The sequence below is a fragment of the Lysobacter sp. TAB13 genome (assembly GCF_052113885.1).
GTDB lineage: Bacteria > Pseudomonadota > Gammaproteobacteria > Xanthomonadales > Xanthomonadaceae > Lysobacter > Lysobacter gummosus.
Genome location: NZ_JBFRDR010000006.1, coordinates 309,914 through 326,828, shown reverse-complemented (window position 1 = coordinate 326,828; position 16,915 = coordinate 309,914). Strand labels below are relative to the sequence as shown.

At 65.5% G+C, this 16,915-nt stretch carries 10 protein-coding genes and 3 pseudogenes; 11 read left to right on the top strand and 2 right to left on the bottom strand.

The window, feature by feature from the left end; genetic code table 11:
- Positions 1-99: pseudogene (locus AB4Y92_RS10290) on the bottom strand (IS1595 family transposase); the annotation flags it as partial.
- Between the two features lie 706 nt (positions 100-805).
- On the opposite strand from AB4Y92_RS10290, the gene ligA reads away from it, so the two are divergent.
- The 11 genes and pseudogenes from ligA to AB4Y92_RS10235 all read left to right on the top strand — a co-directional run bounded on the left by ligA (position 806) and on the right by AB4Y92_RS10235 (position 14,040).
- Entirely contained in the window at positions 806-3,169 is a 2,364-nt protein-coding gene (ligA, locus tag AB4Y92_RS10285) for an NAD-dependent DNA ligase LigA (protein WP_441819540.1), read from the top strand.
- On the top strand, positions 3,166-4,155 hold the full coding sequence (gene epmA, locus AB4Y92_RS10280; RefSeq protein ID WP_441819539.1) for an EF-P lysine aminoacylase EpmA: 990 nt from the start codon (positions 3,166-3,168) through the stop codon (positions 4,153-4,155). The genes ligA and epmA overlap by 4 nt, the downstream gene beginning before the upstream one ends.
- Positions 4,156-4,258: 103 nt before the next feature.
- A complete protein-coding gene (locus AB4Y92_RS10275; RefSeq protein ID WP_441819538.1) occupies positions 4,259-4,993 on the top strand; it encodes a DUF3011 domain-containing protein in 735 nt (244 codons plus the stop codon).
- A 228-nt stretch (positions 4,994-5,221) separates the two neighbouring features.
- Positions 5,222-6,007, top strand: coding sequence for a DUF3011 domain-containing protein (locus AB4Y92_RS10270; protein WP_441819537.1), 786 nt, complete (start codon positions 5,222-5,224; stop codon positions 6,005-6,007).
- 76 nt (positions 6,008-6,083) lie between these two features.
- Positions 6,084-6,164 carry a DUF6053 domain-containing protein gene (locus tag AB4Y92_RS10265; protein ID WP_441819547.1) on the top strand — a complete coding sequence of 27 codons (81 nt, stop codon included), beginning with the start codon at positions 6,084-6,086 and terminating at the stop codon, positions 6,162-6,164.
- A 51-nt stretch (positions 6,165-6,215) separates the two neighbouring features.
- The gene (mtnA, locus tag AB4Y92_RS10260) at positions 6,216-7,274 is read left to right on the top strand and encodes an S-methyl-5-thioribose-1-phosphate isomerase (protein ID WP_441819536.1); all 1,059 of its coding nucleotides are present in this window, start codon (positions 6,216-6,218) and stop codon (positions 7,272-7,274) included.
- A 1,007-nt stretch (positions 7,275-8,281) separates the two neighbouring features.
- Positions 8,282-10,408: pseudogene (gyrA, locus tag AB4Y92_RS10255) on the top strand (DNA gyrase subunit A); the annotation flags it as partial.
- A gap of 123 nt (positions 10,409-10,531) precedes the next feature.
- Positions 10,532-11,029, top strand: a pseudogene (locus AB4Y92_RS10250) (DNA gyrase C-terminal beta-propeller domain-containing protein); the annotation flags it as partial.
- A gap of 298 nt (positions 11,030-11,327) precedes the next feature.
- Positions 11,328-11,882, top strand: a complete 555-nt coding sequence (locus AB4Y92_RS10245) for a YceI family protein (RefSeq protein WP_441819535.1) — start codon at positions 11,328-11,330, stop codon at positions 11,880-11,882.
- 289 nt (positions 11,883-12,171) lie between these two features.
- Positions 12,172-13,635 carry an MFS transporter gene (locus AB4Y92_RS10240; protein ID WP_441819534.1) on the top strand — a complete coding sequence of 488 codons (1,464 nt, stop codon included), beginning with the start codon at positions 12,172-12,174 and terminating at the stop codon, positions 13,633-13,635.
- Between the two features lie 48 nt (positions 13,636-13,683).
- Positions 13,684-14,040 (top strand): DUF1428 domain-containing protein, encoded by a 357-nt coding sequence (locus tag AB4Y92_RS10235; RefSeq protein WP_441819533.1) that lies wholly within the window; start codon positions 13,684-13,686, stop codon positions 14,038-14,040.
- Positions 14,041-14,270: 230 nt separating this feature from the next.
- On the opposite strand, the gene AB4Y92_RS10230 is transcribed toward AB4Y92_RS10235, so the two are convergent.
- Complete coding sequence (locus tag AB4Y92_RS10230) at positions 14,271-16,181, bottom strand: M4 family metallopeptidase (protein ID WP_441819532.1); 1,911 nt, start codon at positions 16,179-16,181, stop codon at positions 14,271-14,273.
- Between the last annotated feature and the right edge of the window lie 734 nt (positions 16,182-16,915).

The following is a 16,915-nucleotide window of genomic DNA, read 5'->3' as shown; positions in this document are numbered from 1 at the left end:
GTTGGTGGCGGTGAGATCCAGTGCCCAACAGCGCACGAGCGCCCGAAATCGGGCCTCGCTGATTTTCGAACGGCTGTAGTACCTGTTTTTCTTTTGCATTTCAGGAAGATAGCTGCGTTATGGGACAGCTTTGCTTCCTAAGACCCTTTAAAAAGGGGGGCTAGGGGGGATTCGCTTTTGCTCTTAGCGCCGCCAAAGCAAATCCCCCGCGCGCCGATTGTCGGTACAGACCTCCAAGCCTCGCAGCGCGCAGCCCCCTTTTTCAAAGGGGGCATATTTCCACGCCCGCATTTGCGCCAGCACATCCCCGCGTCCCCCCGAAGTCTCTTCCCCCCTTTGAAAAAGGGGGGCTAGGGGGGATTTGCTTTTGCTCTTAGCACCGCCAAAGCAAATCCCCCGCGCGCCGATTGTCGGTACAGACCTCTAAGCCCCGCAGCGCGCAGCCCCCTTTTTCAAAGGGGGCATATTTCCGCGCCCGCATTTGCGCCAGCACATCCCCGCGTCCCCCCGAAGTCTCTTCCCCCCTTTGAAAAAGGGGGCTAGGGGGGATTTGCTTTTTGCTCTTAGCACCGCCAAAGCAAATCCCCCGCGCGCCGGTTGTCGGTACAGACCTCCAAGCCTCGCAGCGCGCAGCCCCCTTTTTCAAAGGGGGCGTGTTTCTGCCGCCATAGCGAACGCATCTTCATCCCCACGCGCTGCAACGCAGCAGTCGCAACCCACGACACCCACAACGCCCACAATCGTGACAAATCCGTTCAAAATGCCGGTCGCCCCGCTCGAACGGCAGCGCAAGGACAACCCGCCCGTGACGACCGCCAACAAGAAAGACGCCACCCAGGCCGCCAAGCGCGCCGCCGAACTGCACAGCCAGCTCGATGACGCCAACTACCGCTATTACGTCCTCGACGACCCGACCCTGACCGACGCCGACTACGACCGCCTGCTGCGCGAGCTGGAGGCTCTGGAAGCCGCGCATCCGGAACTGGCCAGCGCCGATTCGCCGACCCAGCGCGTGGGCAACACGCCCTCGGGCGCCTTCGCGCAAGTCACCCACCAGGTGCCGATGCTGTCGCTGGGCAACGCCTTCAGCGACGAGGAAGTCGCCGACTTCGTGCGCAAGATCGTCGAGCGCCTGGACATCGAAGCGCCCGAGTTCTCGGTCGAACCCAAGCTCGACGGCCTGGCGATCAGCCTGCGCTACGAAAACGGCCAGTTCGTCCAGGGCGCGACCCGCGGCGACGGCGCCACCGGCGAGGACGTCACCCTCAACCTGCGCACGGTCAAGGCCATTCCGATGAAGCTGCGCGGCAAAGGCTGGCCGCCGGTGCTGGAAGTGCGCGGCGAGGTCTATATGCCGCTGGCCGCGTTCAAGACCTACAACGAAAAAGCGCTCAAGGACGGCGGCAAGGTCCTGGCCAATCCGCGCAACGGCGCCGCCGGTTCGCTGCGCCAGCTCGATCCGCGCATCACCGCGCAGCGGCCGCTGGCGTTCTACGCCTACGCGGTCGGCGTGGTCGAAGGCTATACGTTGCCGGCCACGCATTCGGCCACGCTCAAGCAATTGCGCGAATGGGGTTTCCCGGTCAGCGGCGAAAGCGGCGTGGTCGCCGGCAGCGAGGGCCTGCTCGGTTACTACCGGCAGATGGGCGCCAAGCGCGACTCGTTGCCGTTCGATATCGACGGCGTGGTCTACAAGCTCGACGACTACGCCGGCCAGCGCGAGATGGGGTTCGTCTCGCGCGCGCCGCGCTGGGCGATCGCGCACAAATTCCCGGCGCAGGAGCAATCCACGGTGCTGGAGGCGATCGAAATCCAGATCGGCCGCACCGGCGCGGCGACACCGGTCGCGCGGCTCAAGCCGGTGCAGGTCGCAGGCGTAGTGGTGACCAACGCGACCTTGCACAACGCCGACCAGATCGCGCGTCTGGACGTGCGCGTCGGCGATACGGTGATCGTGCGTCGCGCCGGCGACGTGATTCCGGAAATCGTCCGGGTCGTGCCCGAGTACCGCGCGCCCGATGCGCCGCAGTGGCAGATGCCGACGGTATGCCCGGTGTGCGGTTCGGAAATCGTGCGTGAGGAAGGCGAGGCGGCGTGGCGCTGCTCGGGCGAACTGAGCTGCCCCGCGCAGCGCAAGGAAGCCATCCGCCACTTCGCCTCGCGCCGGGCGATGGATATCGAAGGCCTGGGTGACCGCTATATCGAGGACTTGTCGGACCTGGGCTATCTGCAATCGGTCGCGGATCTGTTCAAGCTCACCCTGGACGATCTGCTGGAGATGAAGCGCCGCGCCGACGAGCGCGACGGCACCACGCCGGAGACGGTCAAGGCCGGCAAGGTCGCGACCAAATGGGCCGACAACCTCATCGAAGCGATCGACCACAGCCGCAAGACCACCCTGGAGCGCTTCTTGTTCGCGCTCGGCATCCAGCACGTCGGCGAAAGCACGGCCAAGGCCTTGTCGATCTGGCTCGGCGATCTGCAGCTGATCCGCCAACTGCCGTGGCCGGTGTTCAAGCGCCTGCCCGACGTCGGCGGCGAAGTGGCGCGTTCGCTCGGCCATTTCTTCGACCAGCCCGGCAATCAGCAGGTGATCGACGATCTGCTCGCCCGCGGCGTGCTGATCGGCGACACCCACGCGCCGTCGCCGAAGCTGCGCGATGGTTTGAACCTGGCGACCTTGCTGGTCGATCTGGAAATCCCGAAGGTCACCAAGATTCGCGCCGAGCAATTGGCGACGGCGTTCGACAGTGCGGAGAAGCTGCGCGATGCGCCCGAGCATTCGTACATCACTGCCGGTTTGCCGGCCGATAGTGCACAGGCGTTGGTGTCGTGGTTGAGCGTGGATGAGAATTCGCAGTTGTTGACGCGGGTAGGGGACGCGCTGAAGCGGCTGGATGCGTTGACGCCTGTTGTTTCTTCCTCTTCGGTTGGACCGCTCGACGGCCAGACCGCGGTGCTGACCGGAACGCTGAGCGCGCTGACCCGCGACGAAGCCAAGACCCGTCTGGAAGCGCTGGGCGCCAAGGTCGCCGGCAGCGTGTCGAAGAAGACCAGCTTCGTCGTCGCCGGCACCGAGGCCGGGTCCAAGCTCGACAAGGCGCAGGAGCTGGGCGTGGACATCTGGGACGAAGCGAAATTGCTCGCGTTCCTGGCCGACAACGAATGAGTGCGGGCGATTCTCGCTGGCGGCCGTCGGCGGGCTTCGATGCGTTGCGCCTGCGCGCGCGGCTCAACGCCGCGGTGCGGGCGTATTTCGCCGAGCGCGGGGTGATCGAGGTCGAAACCCCGGCGATGTCCGTGGCCGGCAACACCGATCCGAATATCGCCTCGTTCACCCTGGAATTCAGCGGCCGCACCGACGGCGCGCCGCGCACGCGCTGGCTGCGCACCTCGCCGGAGTTCGCGCTCAAGCGCCTGCTCGCGGCCGGGTTCGGCGATTGCTACGAGCTGGGCCGGGTGTTCCGCGACGGCGAAGCCGGCGGCCGCCACAATCCGGAATTCACCATGCTGGAGTGGTACCGCACCGGCTGGGATCATCGCCGCCTGATCGGCGAAACCGCGCAACTGGTACGCGGCGCCCTGGCCCTGGTCGGGCGCGATGCCGGCTTGCGCGAAGTGACCTATCGCGATCTGTATCGGCAGCGGCTGGATCTGGACCCGTTCACCGCCGATGAAGCGCAACTGCGCGCGGCGCTGGGCGACGTCGTGATCGATCCGTCCGGACTCAACCGCGACGACTGGCTCGACCTGCTGATGACCCATCGCCTGCAGCCCTCGTTCGCGCGCGACGAATTGCTCGCCGTGTACGACTACCCGGCCTCGCAGTGCGCGCTGGCGCGGCTGCGCGACGACGGCGACGGCCACCCGGTCGCGGAGCGTTTCGAGTTGTACCTGGGCCCGCTGGAACTGGCCAACGGCTACCACGAACTGGCCGAGGCGGGCGAGCAGGGCGCGCGCTTCGATCGCGACCGCGCCGTGCGGGTTCAGCGCGGCGTCGCCGCGCCGCCGCGCGACGAGGCCTTGCTGAGCGCACTGGGCGCGGGTTTCCCCGATTGCGCCGGCGTCGCCATGGGCATGGACCGGCTGCTGATGGCGATGCTTGGCACCGATCGCATCGCCGAGGTGCTGGCCTTCGATTTCACGCGTGCTTGACCGCGATGAACCCCGTGCTTCACACGGGCCGCCGTCCCTGTGTTTTTCATTGCAAGTTAGCAGTTCGCGGTTAGAGTGACCGCATCGGGTGCGGGGGCCATGCATGCGCAATGTGAAAGCCGCGATCCATCTGTTTGCGTTCGCCGCGATGGCGTGCGCCGGCACGGTGCGCGCGGAACCGGCCGGCGAACGGCTTTACGGCGGCGATGTATTGCGCTGCGCATCCAGCAATGAAGAAACCGTGCAATGCCCGGCCGACACGCGCGGCGGCGTGCGCCTGATCCGGCGCACCTCGGGCAAGCCGTGCGTGGAAGGCACCACGTGGGGCGCCGATCGCGGCGGTGTGTGGGTGTCGCAAGGCTGTGCGGCCGACTTCGTGCTCGGCAAGGGCGGCAGCGGCGCCGGCAGCACCAGCGGCGCGCGGGTGATCAAGTGTGAGTCTCGCGGCGGGCGCTGGAACCATTGTCCGGCCCAGACCGAAGCCGGTGTCGCACTGGCCCAGCAATTGTCCAAACAACCTTGCCTGCGCAATCAAAGTTGGGGCACCGACGCCAGCGGCGTGTGGGTCGCCGGCGGTTGCCGCGGCGAATTCCGCTTGCTCGGCGCCGAGCCCGAACCCGAAGCCGCCGCGCCGCCCAACGTGCTGCGTTGCGAATCGCTGGACCGCCGCGCGCGCCGTTGCGACGGCGAAACCGGCACCGGCGTGCGCATGGTCAAGCAGCTGTCGAAGTCGGAATGCGTCGAAGGCCGCAGCTGGGGTTTCGATGCGCACGGCGTGTGGGTGGAAGACGGGTGCCGGGCCGAATTCGAACTCGACTTCCGCCGCAGCGGCGGTTGATGCACTGCGCAATAGTTGCGCAACATTGCGCGCGGATGGCACCGCGTAGGCCGAAGGTCATACGACCAACGGCGGAGATTTGGCGCAAAACAAGGCGCAAAATTAGTGAGTCATGAATGTTTCGGGACTGTTTCTGTCTTGACCATCGAAGTACGGGAAATCTTGGGCTGGCGTTAAGCCCGCTCAGCTAGAGTCCTCGGCAAATCGACAACGACAAGGAGCACCTACATGTCCGCACGCATGCTTTCCGGTATGGGTTTGGTAATCGGCCTGGGCCTGTCCGCCGGCGCCGTCCAGGCCGCGCCGCAGTACGACGACTACGGCAACGGCGGCAATGTGATCCGTTGCGAATCCGACAGCGGCCGTCAGCGCCGTTGCGATGCCGACACGCGCGGCGGTGTGCGCTTGTCGCGCCAGTTGTCCAAGTCTTCCTGCATCCAGGGCCGTAGCTGGGGTTACGATCGCGGCAGCGTGTGGGTTTCGGAAGGGTGCCGCGCCGAATTCGAACTGGGCCGCGGCGGCGGCGGTTGGAACGGCGGTGGCGGCGGCTGGAACGGCGGCGGCAACGGCAGCGGCGAAGTCGTGCGCTGCGAATCCGACAGCGGCCGTTATCGCACCTGTCCCATCGACGGTAATCGCGCGCGCCTGCAGCGCCAGCTGTCCAGCACCTCGTGCATCGAGGGCCAGAGCTGGGGCTCGCGTCAGGGCGAGGTGTGGGTGAACAAGGGTTGCCGCGGCGAATTCGTCGCCGGACGCGGCGGTGGCTGGAACGGCGGTGGCGGCGGCTGGAATGGCGGCGGCAACGGCGGCGGTTGGAACGGCGGCGGCGGTCAGGAGATCAGCTGCGAGTCAAACAACAACCGGCAGAACCGCTGCAACATGAGCGTGCGCCGCGACGTGCGCCTGCTGCGCCAGAACTCGGGCTCGCCGTGCATCGAAGGCCAGACCTGGGGCTGGGACCGCGCCGGCGTGTGGGTGTCCGGCGGTTGCCGCGGGCGCTTCCAGGTCGATTGATCGCGTTTAGCTTGTAGAGCGTTTGATTCGCGCAACGCCCCGGTCGCAGGACTGGGGCGTTGTCGTTTGCGGGGCGGTGGTTTGCTTGGGGTTGCTTCGCATTGGGGCGAAGAGCGTCGGGCCTGAAGGCCCTCCCACAAAAGCCTTCCCGCAATAGCGGACGCGGCCGATTTCGGGACCGACACATGCATCCGTTAAACTCGGGGGCATGAACGACGCCATCGATTTCGACCGTTACGACCGCATCCGCCCGATCCGCTGGACCGGCGAGGCCCTGGAATTGCTCGATCAGCGCAAGCTGCCGTTCGCGGTGGAATACGTGCGCTGCGACGACAGCGACGCGGTCGCCGCCGCGATCCACGCGTTGACCGTGCGCGGCGCGCCGGCGATCGGCATCGCCGCGGCCTGGGGCGTGGTCCTGGCCGCGCGCGATATCGCCGCCGCCGACGGCGCGCAGGCGCTGATCGCGGTCGAACCGGCCATGCAGCGCCTCAACGCCGCGCGCCCGACCGCGGTCAACCTGGCCTGGGCGCTGGCACGCATGCGCCGGGTGCTGGCCGCGGCCGGCGCCGACTGGCGCGAGGTCCTGAGCCGCGAGGCGCAGGCCATCGCCGACGAGGACCTGGCCGCCAACCGCCGGATGGGCGCGCTGGGCGCGGCCCTGATCGTGCCGGGCAGCGGCGTGCTGACCCATTGCAATACCGGCTCGCTGGCCACCGCCGGCTTTGGCACCGCGCTGGGCGTGATCCGCGCCGGCGTGGCCCAGGGCCGCATCGCGCAGGTGTTCGCGGGCGAGACCCGGCCGTGGCTGCAGGGCGCGCGCCTGACGGTGTGGGAGCTCGAACAGGACGGCATCGCGCCGACCCTGATCGCCGACTCGGCCGCCGCCCACCTGATGAAGACCGGCAAGATCGGCTGGGTGATCGTCGGCGCCGACCGCATCTGCGCCAACGGCGACACCGCGAACAAGATCGGCACCTACCAACTGGCGATCTCCGCGCGCCACCACGGCGTCAAGTTCATGGTCGCCGCGCCGTCGTCGACCGTGGACATGGCCACCGCGTCGGGCGATCTGATCGAGATCGAGGAACGCGACCCCGGCGAGCTGTTCTCGGTCGGCGGCACCCGCACCGCGGCTGAGCGGGTGGGGGCCTGGAACCCGGTCTTCGACGTGACACCGCACGAACTGATCGACGCTATCGTGACCGAGCGCGGGGTGATCGAGCGGCCGGATGCGGCGGCGATGAAGGCGGCGTTCGGGGATTGAGGGGAGGTGCGTGGGGTATGCGGCGTCGGCTTCGATGATGTGAGTCCCGCGGAACCTTCAAGTGCTTCAATCCCGCGAAATCTACAAAGACCTCAATCCCGCGAAACCCTCAGGATCGTCATTCCCGCGAACGCGGGAATCCAGGGCCTTTCGTGCGAGAACGCCTGAAGTCGCTGGATTCCCGCGTTACCTCCAAGGCCTTAATCCCGCGAAACCCCCAAGATCGTCATTCCCACGTTTCCTCCAAGGCCTCAATCCCGCGAAACTTCCAAGATCGTCATTCCCGCGAAGGCGGGAATCCAGGGCCTTTCGTGCGAGAACGCTTGAAGTCGCTGGATTCCCGCGTTCGCGGGAATGACGGACTGGAAGGATGGCGCTGAAGTCTCTGGATTCCCGCGTTCGCGGGAATGACGGACTGGGAGGATGACGCTGAAGTCGCTGGATTCCCACCTTCGCGGGAATGACGGCCTTGGGAAATGGCGCTGAAGGCTTTGGATGTTCGGCTACGCCGAAGTAAGGCAGAGCCCGCCTTCACAGGAACGACATCCTGCGAAGGCCGCTAGTCATGTCGCAGCCATGCCCGCAGCCGCGGCCACACGATGGCGCCCTTGAGGGCTGCGTAAATCGTATTCGCAGGCGCTAAAGCCCCGGATTCCCCTGCACAGGACGACGCCCGCAAGAGAGCTGCGTAAAGCCCCATCCACACCCCGCCCGGCGCAACTTCGACCCACCGCAAAACCCCGTCGCGCCACCCCGGCAACCCAGCCCCGCGAGCGATGCTGCAGCGCAGCTGAAAATCCCCGCCAAGTGCTTGTTTCTGCGTGGGAATCGGGGCCCTGTGAAAGCGCGTTTCGTGATATGATTTCACGTCTCTTTGATGCCGCCCCGAGCGAGCTGCAGGACAGGCCCGTCGAGGGACTGTTTCCGGTGGTTTTACCGGCGTTCCCCACGGAATGCCGGCTGCGTTCGCCCGGGTCGTTCGAACCACCGCACGCAACGGAACCCTGATGGCCGAACTCGCCAAGGAAATCATCCAGGTCAATCTCGAAGACGAGATGCGCCGCAGCTATCTCGATTACGCCATGAGCGTGATCGTCGGCCGCGCGCTTCCCGACGTACGAGACGGACTCAAGCCGGTGCATCGCCGCGTCCTGTACGCGATGAGCGAGCTCGGCGCCCACAGCAACAAGCCTCACTTCAAGTCGGCGCGTATCGTCGGCGACGTGATCGGTAAGTACCACCCGCACGGCGATCAGTCGGTCTACGACACGCTGGTGCGCATGGCCCAGCCGTTCTCGCTGCGCTATCTGCTGGTCGACGGCCAAGGCAACTTCGGTTCGGTCGATGGCGACTCCGCCGCGGCGATGCGTTACACCGAATCGCGCATGGCCAAGCTCACCCATGAGCTGATGGCCGACATCGACAAGGAAACCGTCGATTTCCAGCCCAACTACGACGAAAAGGAACTCGAACCCACGGTCATGCCGACCCGGGTTCCGAACCTGCTCATCAACGGCTCGGCCGGTATCGCCGTGGGCATGGCGACCAACATCCCGCCGCACAACCTGTCGGAAGTGATCAACGCGACCATCGCGCTGATCAACGCGCCTGACCTGGACGTGGATGCGCTGATGGAATACATCCCCGGTCCGGACTTCCCGACCGCGGGTATCATCAACGGCACCGCCGGCATCATCAACGCTTACCGCACCGGCCGCGGCCGCGTGCGTATGCGCGCGCGCGCCGAGATCGAGGTCAACGAGGACACCGGTCGCGAAGCGATCGCGGTCACCGAGATCCCGTATCAGGTCAACAAGGCGCGGTTGATCGAGAAGATCGCCGAGCTGGTCAAGGAAAAGAAGCTCGAAGGCATCAGCGAGCTGCGCGATGAGTCCGACAAGGACGGCATGCGCATCTTCATCGAGGTCAAGCGCGGCGAATCGGCCGAAGTGGTGCTCAACAACCTCTATCAGCAGACGCAGATGGAGTCGGTGTTCGGCATCAACATGGTGGCGCTGGTCGACGGCCGCCCGCAACTGCTGAACCTCAAGCAGATCCTGGAAGCCTTCATCCGTCACCGCCGCGAAGTGGTGACCCGCCGCACCATCTTCGAACTGCGCAAGGCGCGTCAGCGCGCGCACATCTTGGAAGGCCTGACGGTCGCGCTCGCCAACATCGACGAGATGATCGAGCTGATCAAGACCTCGGCCAATCCCAACGAAGCGCGCGAGCGCATGTTGGAGAAGACCTGGGAACCGGGTCTGGTCGGCGCGCTGCTCGGCGCGGCCGGAGCCGAGGCCTCGCGTCCGGAAGATCTGGCGGCCGAGTTCGGCCTGCACGACGGCCGTTATCAGCTGACCGACGTCCAGGCCACGCAGATCCTGGAAATGCGCCTGCACCGCCTGACCGGGTTGGAGCAGGAAAAGCTCACGGAAGAATACAAGCTGCTGCTGGAAGCCATTCGCGGCCTGATCGAGATCCTCGAGAACCCCGAAGTGCTGCTGGAAGTGATCCGCACTGAGCTGCTCAACCTTAAGGAAGAGTTCGGCGATGCGCGTCGCAGCGAAATCCGCGCCAGCGAAGAAGACCTCGACATCCTCGATCTGATCGCGCCGGAAGACGTGGTGGTGACCCTGTCGCATTCGGGTTACGCCAAGCGTCAGCCGGTCAGCGCCTATCGCGCGCAAAAGCGCGGCGGCAAGGGCCGCAACGCCGCGGCGACCAAGGACGAGGACTTCATCGACAAGCTGTGGCTGGTCAACACCCACGACACGCTGCTGACCTTCACCAGCACCGGCCGGGTGTTCTGGCTGCCGGTGCACCAGTTGCCGGAGGCCGGGCCGAACGCGCGCGGCCGTCCGATCATCAACTGGCTGGCGCTGGAAGCCGGCGAGCAGGTGCAGGCGGTGCTGCCGGTGCGCCAATACGACGACAGCCACTTCGTGTTCTTCGCCACCCGCAACGGCATGGTCAAGAAGACGCCGCTGACCGAATTCGCGTTCCGTCTGGCGCGCGGCAAGATCGCGATCAATCTCGACGACGGCGATGCACTGGTCGACGTGGCGCTGACCAACGGCCAGCGCGAGGTCATGCTGTTCGCTAGCAACGGCAAGGCCGTGCGCTTCGCCGAGAGCGGGCGCGAGGACGATGCCGACGTGGCCGAGGATTCGGCCGACGCGGATGCGCCCGACGACGGCGTCGAGGCGGAAGCCGCGGGCGAAGGCGAGGGCGCGGACAAGTCCAGGCGCGGCAAGGGCGGCGTGCGTTCGACCGGCCGCAACAGCCGCGGCGTGCGCGGCATCAAGCTGGCGCCGGGCGAACTGGTGGTCAGCATGATCGTGATCGACGGCGACGGCGACATCCTCACCGCCAGTCAGCGCGGTTACGGCAAGCGCACTCCGGTCGATGAGTATCCGTGCAAGGGCCGCGGCACTCAGGGCGTGATCGCGCTCAAGACCACCGAGCGCAACGGCGCGTTGGTCGGCGCGATCCAGCTCAGCGATCACCACGAAGTGCTGTTGATTTCCGACGGCGGCACCCTGGTGCGCACGCGCGCGGCGGAAATCTCCCAGGTCGGCCGCAACACCCAGGGCGTGACCCTGATGCGTCTGGCTGACGACGAGACTCTGCAGACCATCGAACGCGTCGATGCTTCGCTGGATGAAGTCGAGGAAGGCGCCGAAGGCGAATTGCCGGCGACGCCGGTCGCCGCGGCTCCGGCCGAGGCGCAGGACACTCCGTCGCCGGAATCCTGAGCGATACGCTGAAGCAACCAGCAAAACGCCGCCTTCGGGCGGCGTTTTCTTTTTGGTGATGCGGATGAGTGCTTGGGCGATTGGGGGTCGGCGATGCATGCCGGCCTGCGCCGCCGCCGCACCATCGCCCGCGCACCGGCCGATGCTGCACCGCATCGTAAATCCGAACCGTTTTCGCATACTCCACTGATGGAGCGATTCCGCGCGCCGCCGTGATTGCGACTCGCGCCGAGCCGGTGGTAGCGTGCCCCGACTTTCGCCACCGGACCGCATCATGAACAAGCTCACGCTCTGCGCTATGACCTCGCTCGTCCTGTTCGCCGGCGCCGCCGCCGCCGCGCCGGTGACCTACAAGATCGATCCGTCCCACACCTATCCCAGCTTCGATGCCGATCACATGGGCCTGTCCACCTGGCGCGGCAAGTTCAACAAGTCCGAAGGCTCGATCACCCTCGACAAGAAGGCCGGTAGCGGCACCGTCGATGTCACCGTCGATACCGCCAGCCTGGATTTCGGCCTAGATGCGATGAACGAACACGCCAACAAAGAAGAACTGTTCAACACGGCCAAGTTCCCGAAGGCGACCTACAAGGGCAAGCTCGCCGGCTTCAAGGCCGGCGTGCCGGGCAAGGTCGAAGGCGAACTGACGCTGCTCGGCGTGACCAAGCCGCTGACGCTGACGATCAACAAGTTCAAGTGCATGCCGCATCCGATGTTCAAGCGCGAAGTCTGCGGCGCCGACGCCAGCGGAACCTTCCAGCGCGATCAGTTCGGCATGAGCGCGGGCAAGGACTGGGGCTTCAATATGGCGGTGGTGCTGCGTATCCAGGTCGAGGCGATCGCGGTCGAATAAGTCCGGAAAGAACCGTTTTTAGCTCACAACACGCCGCCCTCGGGCGGCGTGTTGCGTTATGCGCCCGCCCGCGTATGGGCGCGCCGCCGGCCTGGCCGGACATGACAAACCACACTGTGGCGGCCGCGCACGAGTGGGGATATTGGAGCGGCCCTCTTTCGAACGCGCGATCGCTCCGCCACGGATGCGACGCGCGACTTACGTCCGCGACCCCGCGTTGCGGCACCGCGCCCGCGTTCGATTCGCCGGCGCTGCAATCCGCCATCACGCGCGATACCAGGATTTGCCGATGACCACACCTGAATCCGTTTCCTCATCCGCGCGCAGCGTCCACGACAACCGCTGGGTCGCGCTGGCCGTGCTGTGCATGGGCGCGCTGATGATCGTGCTCGACACCACCATCGTGAACGTGGCGCTGCCGTCGATCCGCACCGATCTGAAGTTCACCGAGACCTCGCTGGCCTGGGTGGTCAACGCGTATCTGCTGACCTTCGGCGGCTTCCTGCTGTTGGGCGGACGCCTGGGCGATCTGTTCGGACATCGGCGCGTGTTTCTGATCGGCATCGCGATTTTCACCCTGGCTTCGCTGGCCTGCGGCATGGCCGGCAGTCAGGTGTTCCTGGTCGCCGCGCGCGGCGTGCAGGGATTGGGCGGCGCCGTGGTCACCGCGGTGGCGTTGTCGCTGATCATGAATCTGTTTACCGAGCCGGCCGATCGCGCCAAGGCCATGGGCGTGTACAGCTTCGTCTGCGCCGGCGGCGGCAGCGTCGGCGTGCTGCTCGGCGGCCTGCTGACCGACACGCTGAATTGGCACTGGATCTTCCTGGTCAATATTCCGCTCGGCGTGATCGTGCTCGCCGCCACCTTGAAGCTGCTGCCGGCCGCGCCCGGGCAGGGCGAAGGGCATCTGGACGTGGCCGGTTCGGTGACCGTGACCGCCTCGTTGATGCTGGCGGTGTACGCCATCGTCAACGGCAACGAAGCCGGCTGGACTTCGCTGCGCACGCTGGGTTTGCTGGGCGCGGCGGCGGCGTTGCTGGCCGCGTTCTTGTGGATCGAATCGCGCGTGCGCGCGCCGCTGATGCCGTTGAGCCTGTTCCGCCTGCGCAATGTCGCGGTCGCCAACGTGGTCGGCGTGCTGTGGGCGGCGGCGATGTTCGCGTGGTTCTTCCTCTCGGCGCTGTACATGCAGCTGGTGCTGCACTACACGCCGATGCAGGTGGGGCTGGCGTTTCTGCCGGCTAACCTGATCATGGCGGCGTTTTCGCTGGGCTTGTCGGCGAAGCTGGTGATGCGTTTCGGCACCCGCTGGCCCCTGGCTTTCGGCCTGGCGCTGGCGACCGTCGGCCTGCTGCTGTTCGCGCGCGCGCCGGTGAACGGCGAATTCCTGCGCGACGTGCTGCCGGGCATGTTGTTGCTGGGCCTGGGCGCGGGCATCGCGTTCAATCCGATGCTGCTGGCGGCGATGAGCGATGTCGCGCCGTCGGAATCGGGGCTGGCCTCGGGCGTGGTCAACACCGCTTTCATGATGGGCGGCGCGCTCGGCCTGGCGATTCTGGCCAGTCTGGCGGCCTCGCGCACGAGCGGCGCGCTCGCTGGCGGCGGCGATCCGCTCGCGGCGCTGGCCAGCGGTTATCACATCGCGTTTCTGGTCGGCGCGGTATTCGGTTTCAGCGCGGCCTTGCTCGGCGGTTTGTTGCTGCGCGCGCCGGCGCAGGACACGGCGCAAGAGACCGCGCCTGCGCTGCACTGATCGCGCGGGCTTGTCCAACACAGGGGCCACTGTTCTATCGGAGGATGTATGAGCTACGTGGATGGTTTCGTACTGGCGGTGCCGAAGAAGAATCTCGCCGCGTATCGCGCGCTGGCGCGCAAGGCCGGCAAGATCTGGATGGAGCATGGCGCCCAGGCGTATATGGAGACGGTCGAGGACGACGTCACGCCCGGCAAGACCACTTCGTTTCCGCAAGCGGTGAAGCTCAAGCCGGGGGAAGTGGTGGTGTTCTCGTGGATCGTGTACAAGACGCGCGCGCAGCGCGACAAGGTCAACAAGCTGGTCATCAACGATCCGCGGTTGGCGAATATGGATCCCAAGAAGATGCCGTTCGACCTCAAGCGGATGATCTACGGCGGGTTCAAGCCGATCGTGAGTTTCTGAGCCAACGCGCTGTTCCATTTTGTGCCGTTCCCTCCCGTGCAGTTCCCCCCTTTGAAAAAGGGGGCTAGGGGGGATTTGCTTTTGACGCTTTACCGGAAAAGCAACAGCAACAGCAAATCCCCCTAACCCCCTTTTTCAAAGGGGGGAACAGTGCGCGGTGTCTTGTAGAAAAAAAGAAAACCCCGGCCGAAGCCGGGGTTTCCAAGGCGATCATGCGGGTCGCCGATGGATCAGAACGTGATGCTCCAGGTATCGATGCGGCCAACGTCGGCGTTGGCGTTATCGTTCACGCGCAGCTTCCAGGTACCGTTGAGCGGTTCGCTGGACAGGTTGAAGGTGAAGGTCCCGGTGAGGTTGTCGGCGCTGCCGCCGGCACGGTTGCTGATGTTGTACAGCGAGCCATCCGGCGCCACCAGGTCGACCTTCAGGTCGCCGCGGTAGGTGTGGATGATGTTGACCGACACTTGCGCGTTGGTCGGGGCGTTGCCGGTACGGCCGGACACGGTGATCGGGCTGTCAACGGTGGAGTTGTCGTTGATCGCGTAATCGGTGTCGTTGGTGTACTTCGTGCCCGGACCCGGGCCGGGGCCGCCGGGGCAGGTGACGCCAACGACCGCGAACGCGGCGGTGACGTCGGCCTTGGCGAAGCCCAGATCGGTCGCGGCGGTTTCCACGCCGCAAGCGCCGTTGTTGAAGTCGGTGCTCGGGGTCCAATAGTCCTTGTTCGCCTTGGCGAAGACCTTGAACGCCTTGACCGTGTCCCAGCCCGCCGTCTTGGCCAGGGTGTAGAAGGCCTTGTTGTAGACGCCCGAGGAGTAGTGGACGTCCATGCCGTTGGTGTAGTTGCTGGCGTGGCCGATCGAGCGTCCGTCCTGCGGCGGGTTGGCCATGTAACGCAGCGCGCCGCTGGCCTTGAAGATCTGCGCACCGACGAGGAAGTCGTTGGTGTTGTTCATGAAGTACTCGGCCGCTTCGCCGGCGATGTCCGAATAGGCTTCGTTGATGCCGCCGGACTGGCCCGAATACACCAGGCCCGACTGCTGCTCGGTGAAGCCGTGCGAGACTTCGTGCGCCGACACGTCCAGGCTGACCAGCGGATAGAACGTGGTCGCGCCGTCGCCGAAGGTCATGGCCGAGCCGTCCCAGAACGCGTTCTCATAGCTGTTGCTGTAGTGCACGCGCATCGTCAGCTGGAAGGTCAGCGGCGGAGTGCCGACATAGCTGTTGTACATGTCGAACACGACATGGCCGAAGTAATGCGCGTCGTTCAGCGGCGAGAACGCGCCGTTGATGGTTTTCACCGTGTTGCGCGGGCAGGTGTACGAGAACGCCGTCGTGCCGCTGGTGCCGTGGTTGAGGTTCACGGTCTTGACGTTGGCGTTGTTCATCGTGCACGTGCTGCCACTTTGGGTGACGTCGTTGAACCCGAAGTTGGTGCCGTATTCGTACTGGCCGGTCTTGGTGTTGCCGCCGGGGCCGGTGCCGATCAGAGCGTGCGTCAGGCCTTCCCACTGCTTGAGCACCTTGCCGCTGTTCGCATCGACGATCACGAACGGACGGGTCGGCTCGCCGCCCTTGGGCGCGTCGGCGAAGTAGTTGACGACATAGGCCATGTGCGCGCGGCCGTTATCGTCGATGTAGATCATCTGCTTGCTGCTTTCGTTGCGCACCTGCAGCGCGCCCAGGCGCTTGCCGAGCGCGGCGCTCTTGGCCAGATCCAGCGCCTGCGCGCTGCTCAGCTTCGGCGCGGTGGCCGGCAGTTCGGCGGCCAGGCCGGCGACCGAGCGGCCGAACAGCGTGCGCACATTGCCTTGAGCATCTTCGCTGACGACCACGTGCTCGCCGAACACCGGCACGCCGCGGAAGCTTTGCTGATAGCGATAGTTACGGGTGCCGTTGGCGTCCTGGCTGCTCTTGATCTGGGTCAGCGAGGAGTCGGCGTCGAGCGAGATCAGTTCTGCGTGGCGCACGTTGGCTTTGGCGGCGGCGCCGGACTTGGCGACGGCGGCCTTGTACTGCTGGTTGAGCTTGGCGATGTCCTGGCCGTGCAGATCGACGCGCTGAGCGGCGCCGGCGGCACCGGAGGCGAGGACGAGCGACAAGGCGAAGGACAGGGCAGTCGGCGATACGTTGCGATTCACTGGAATTACCCCTAAACGAGTGTGGATGTTGGCCGCATTCGCGGCCGGCTCTCATTGCTCGTGCATCCGCTCCCCCGTAGTTCGCACGCGCCGCCTCCGGCGATCCGTGCCCGAGGCCGTGCGTGTCGTCGAACTTCGATGCGGATACCGCGCTGACGCGTAGCGCGGCGGAGGGACGCTATGGACGAGCCGAAAAAGCCGTCAACGACGGGTACGAAGGTCACAAACCGAGTGCGACCTGTGCGTGTGCGTCCGCAACATGATTTCTTCTGAAAGCGTTCTGCCGCCTCGCTCGCGGCGATTGCCGCCCGAATGGGGCGGTTGAAAATCGCCGTAATAATATTTCACTTATGTTGCTGCGCTGCAGCAAGGTATTGCGAACCCCGGGTAGGGTGCGGCCGCCTTGGTGCGTTGGATTAATGTGACTGCAGTCGTCGAAGTGCCTTAAATCCCCGGGCGGTGTGCATATCGACGATTGCGTGCGTTTCTGTCGAATTGCGCAGTTCACCGCTAGAGCGATTATGTCCATCGGCTGGTGTGACCCCTGCACGCATGGTTCTGCAGGCTGCATAGCACTATTCGATTATTATGTTTATTCATAAGCCGAAGGCGTTTTGCGAAAACCGGAACGGCGCCGCACTACGGCGGTGGCGGCCGGCTTCGAACCGGGCGTGGTGATCTGGCCGGGTCGAGCCCGGAGCGATCGGCTCGCGTTGCGTGCGCGCACACCGCGC

What these genes read in the sequence shown, in the direction of transcription:
- epmA (WP_441819539.1), top strand. Translation starts at nt 3,166, where the DNA reads ATGAGTGCGGGCGATTCTCGCTGGCGGCCGTCGGCGGGCTTCGATGCG.
- AB4Y92_RS10275 (WP_441819538.1), top strand. Translation starts at nt 4,259, where the DNA reads ATGCGCAATGTGAAAGCCGCGATCCATCTGTTTGCGTTCGCCGCGATG.
- AB4Y92_RS10270 (WP_441819537.1), top strand. Translation starts at nt 5,222, where the DNA reads ATGTCCGCACGCATGCTTTCCGGTATGGGTTTGGTAATCGGCCTGGGC.
- mtnA (WP_441819536.1), top strand. Translation starts at nt 6,216, where the DNA reads ATGAACGACGCCATCGATTTCGACCGTTACGACCGCATCCGCCCGATC.
- AB4Y92_RS10245 (WP_441819535.1), top strand. Translation starts at nt 11,328, where the DNA reads ATGACCTCGCTCGTCCTGTTCGCCGGCGCCGCCGCCGCCGCGCCGGTG.
- AB4Y92_RS10240 (WP_441819534.1), top strand. Translation starts at nt 12,172, where the DNA reads ATGACCACACCTGAATCCGTTTCCTCATCCGCGCGCAGCGTCCACGAC.
- AB4Y92_RS10235 (WP_441819533.1), top strand. Translation starts at nt 13,684, where the DNA reads ATGAGCTACGTGGATGGTTTCGTACTGGCGGTGCCGAAGAAGAATCTC.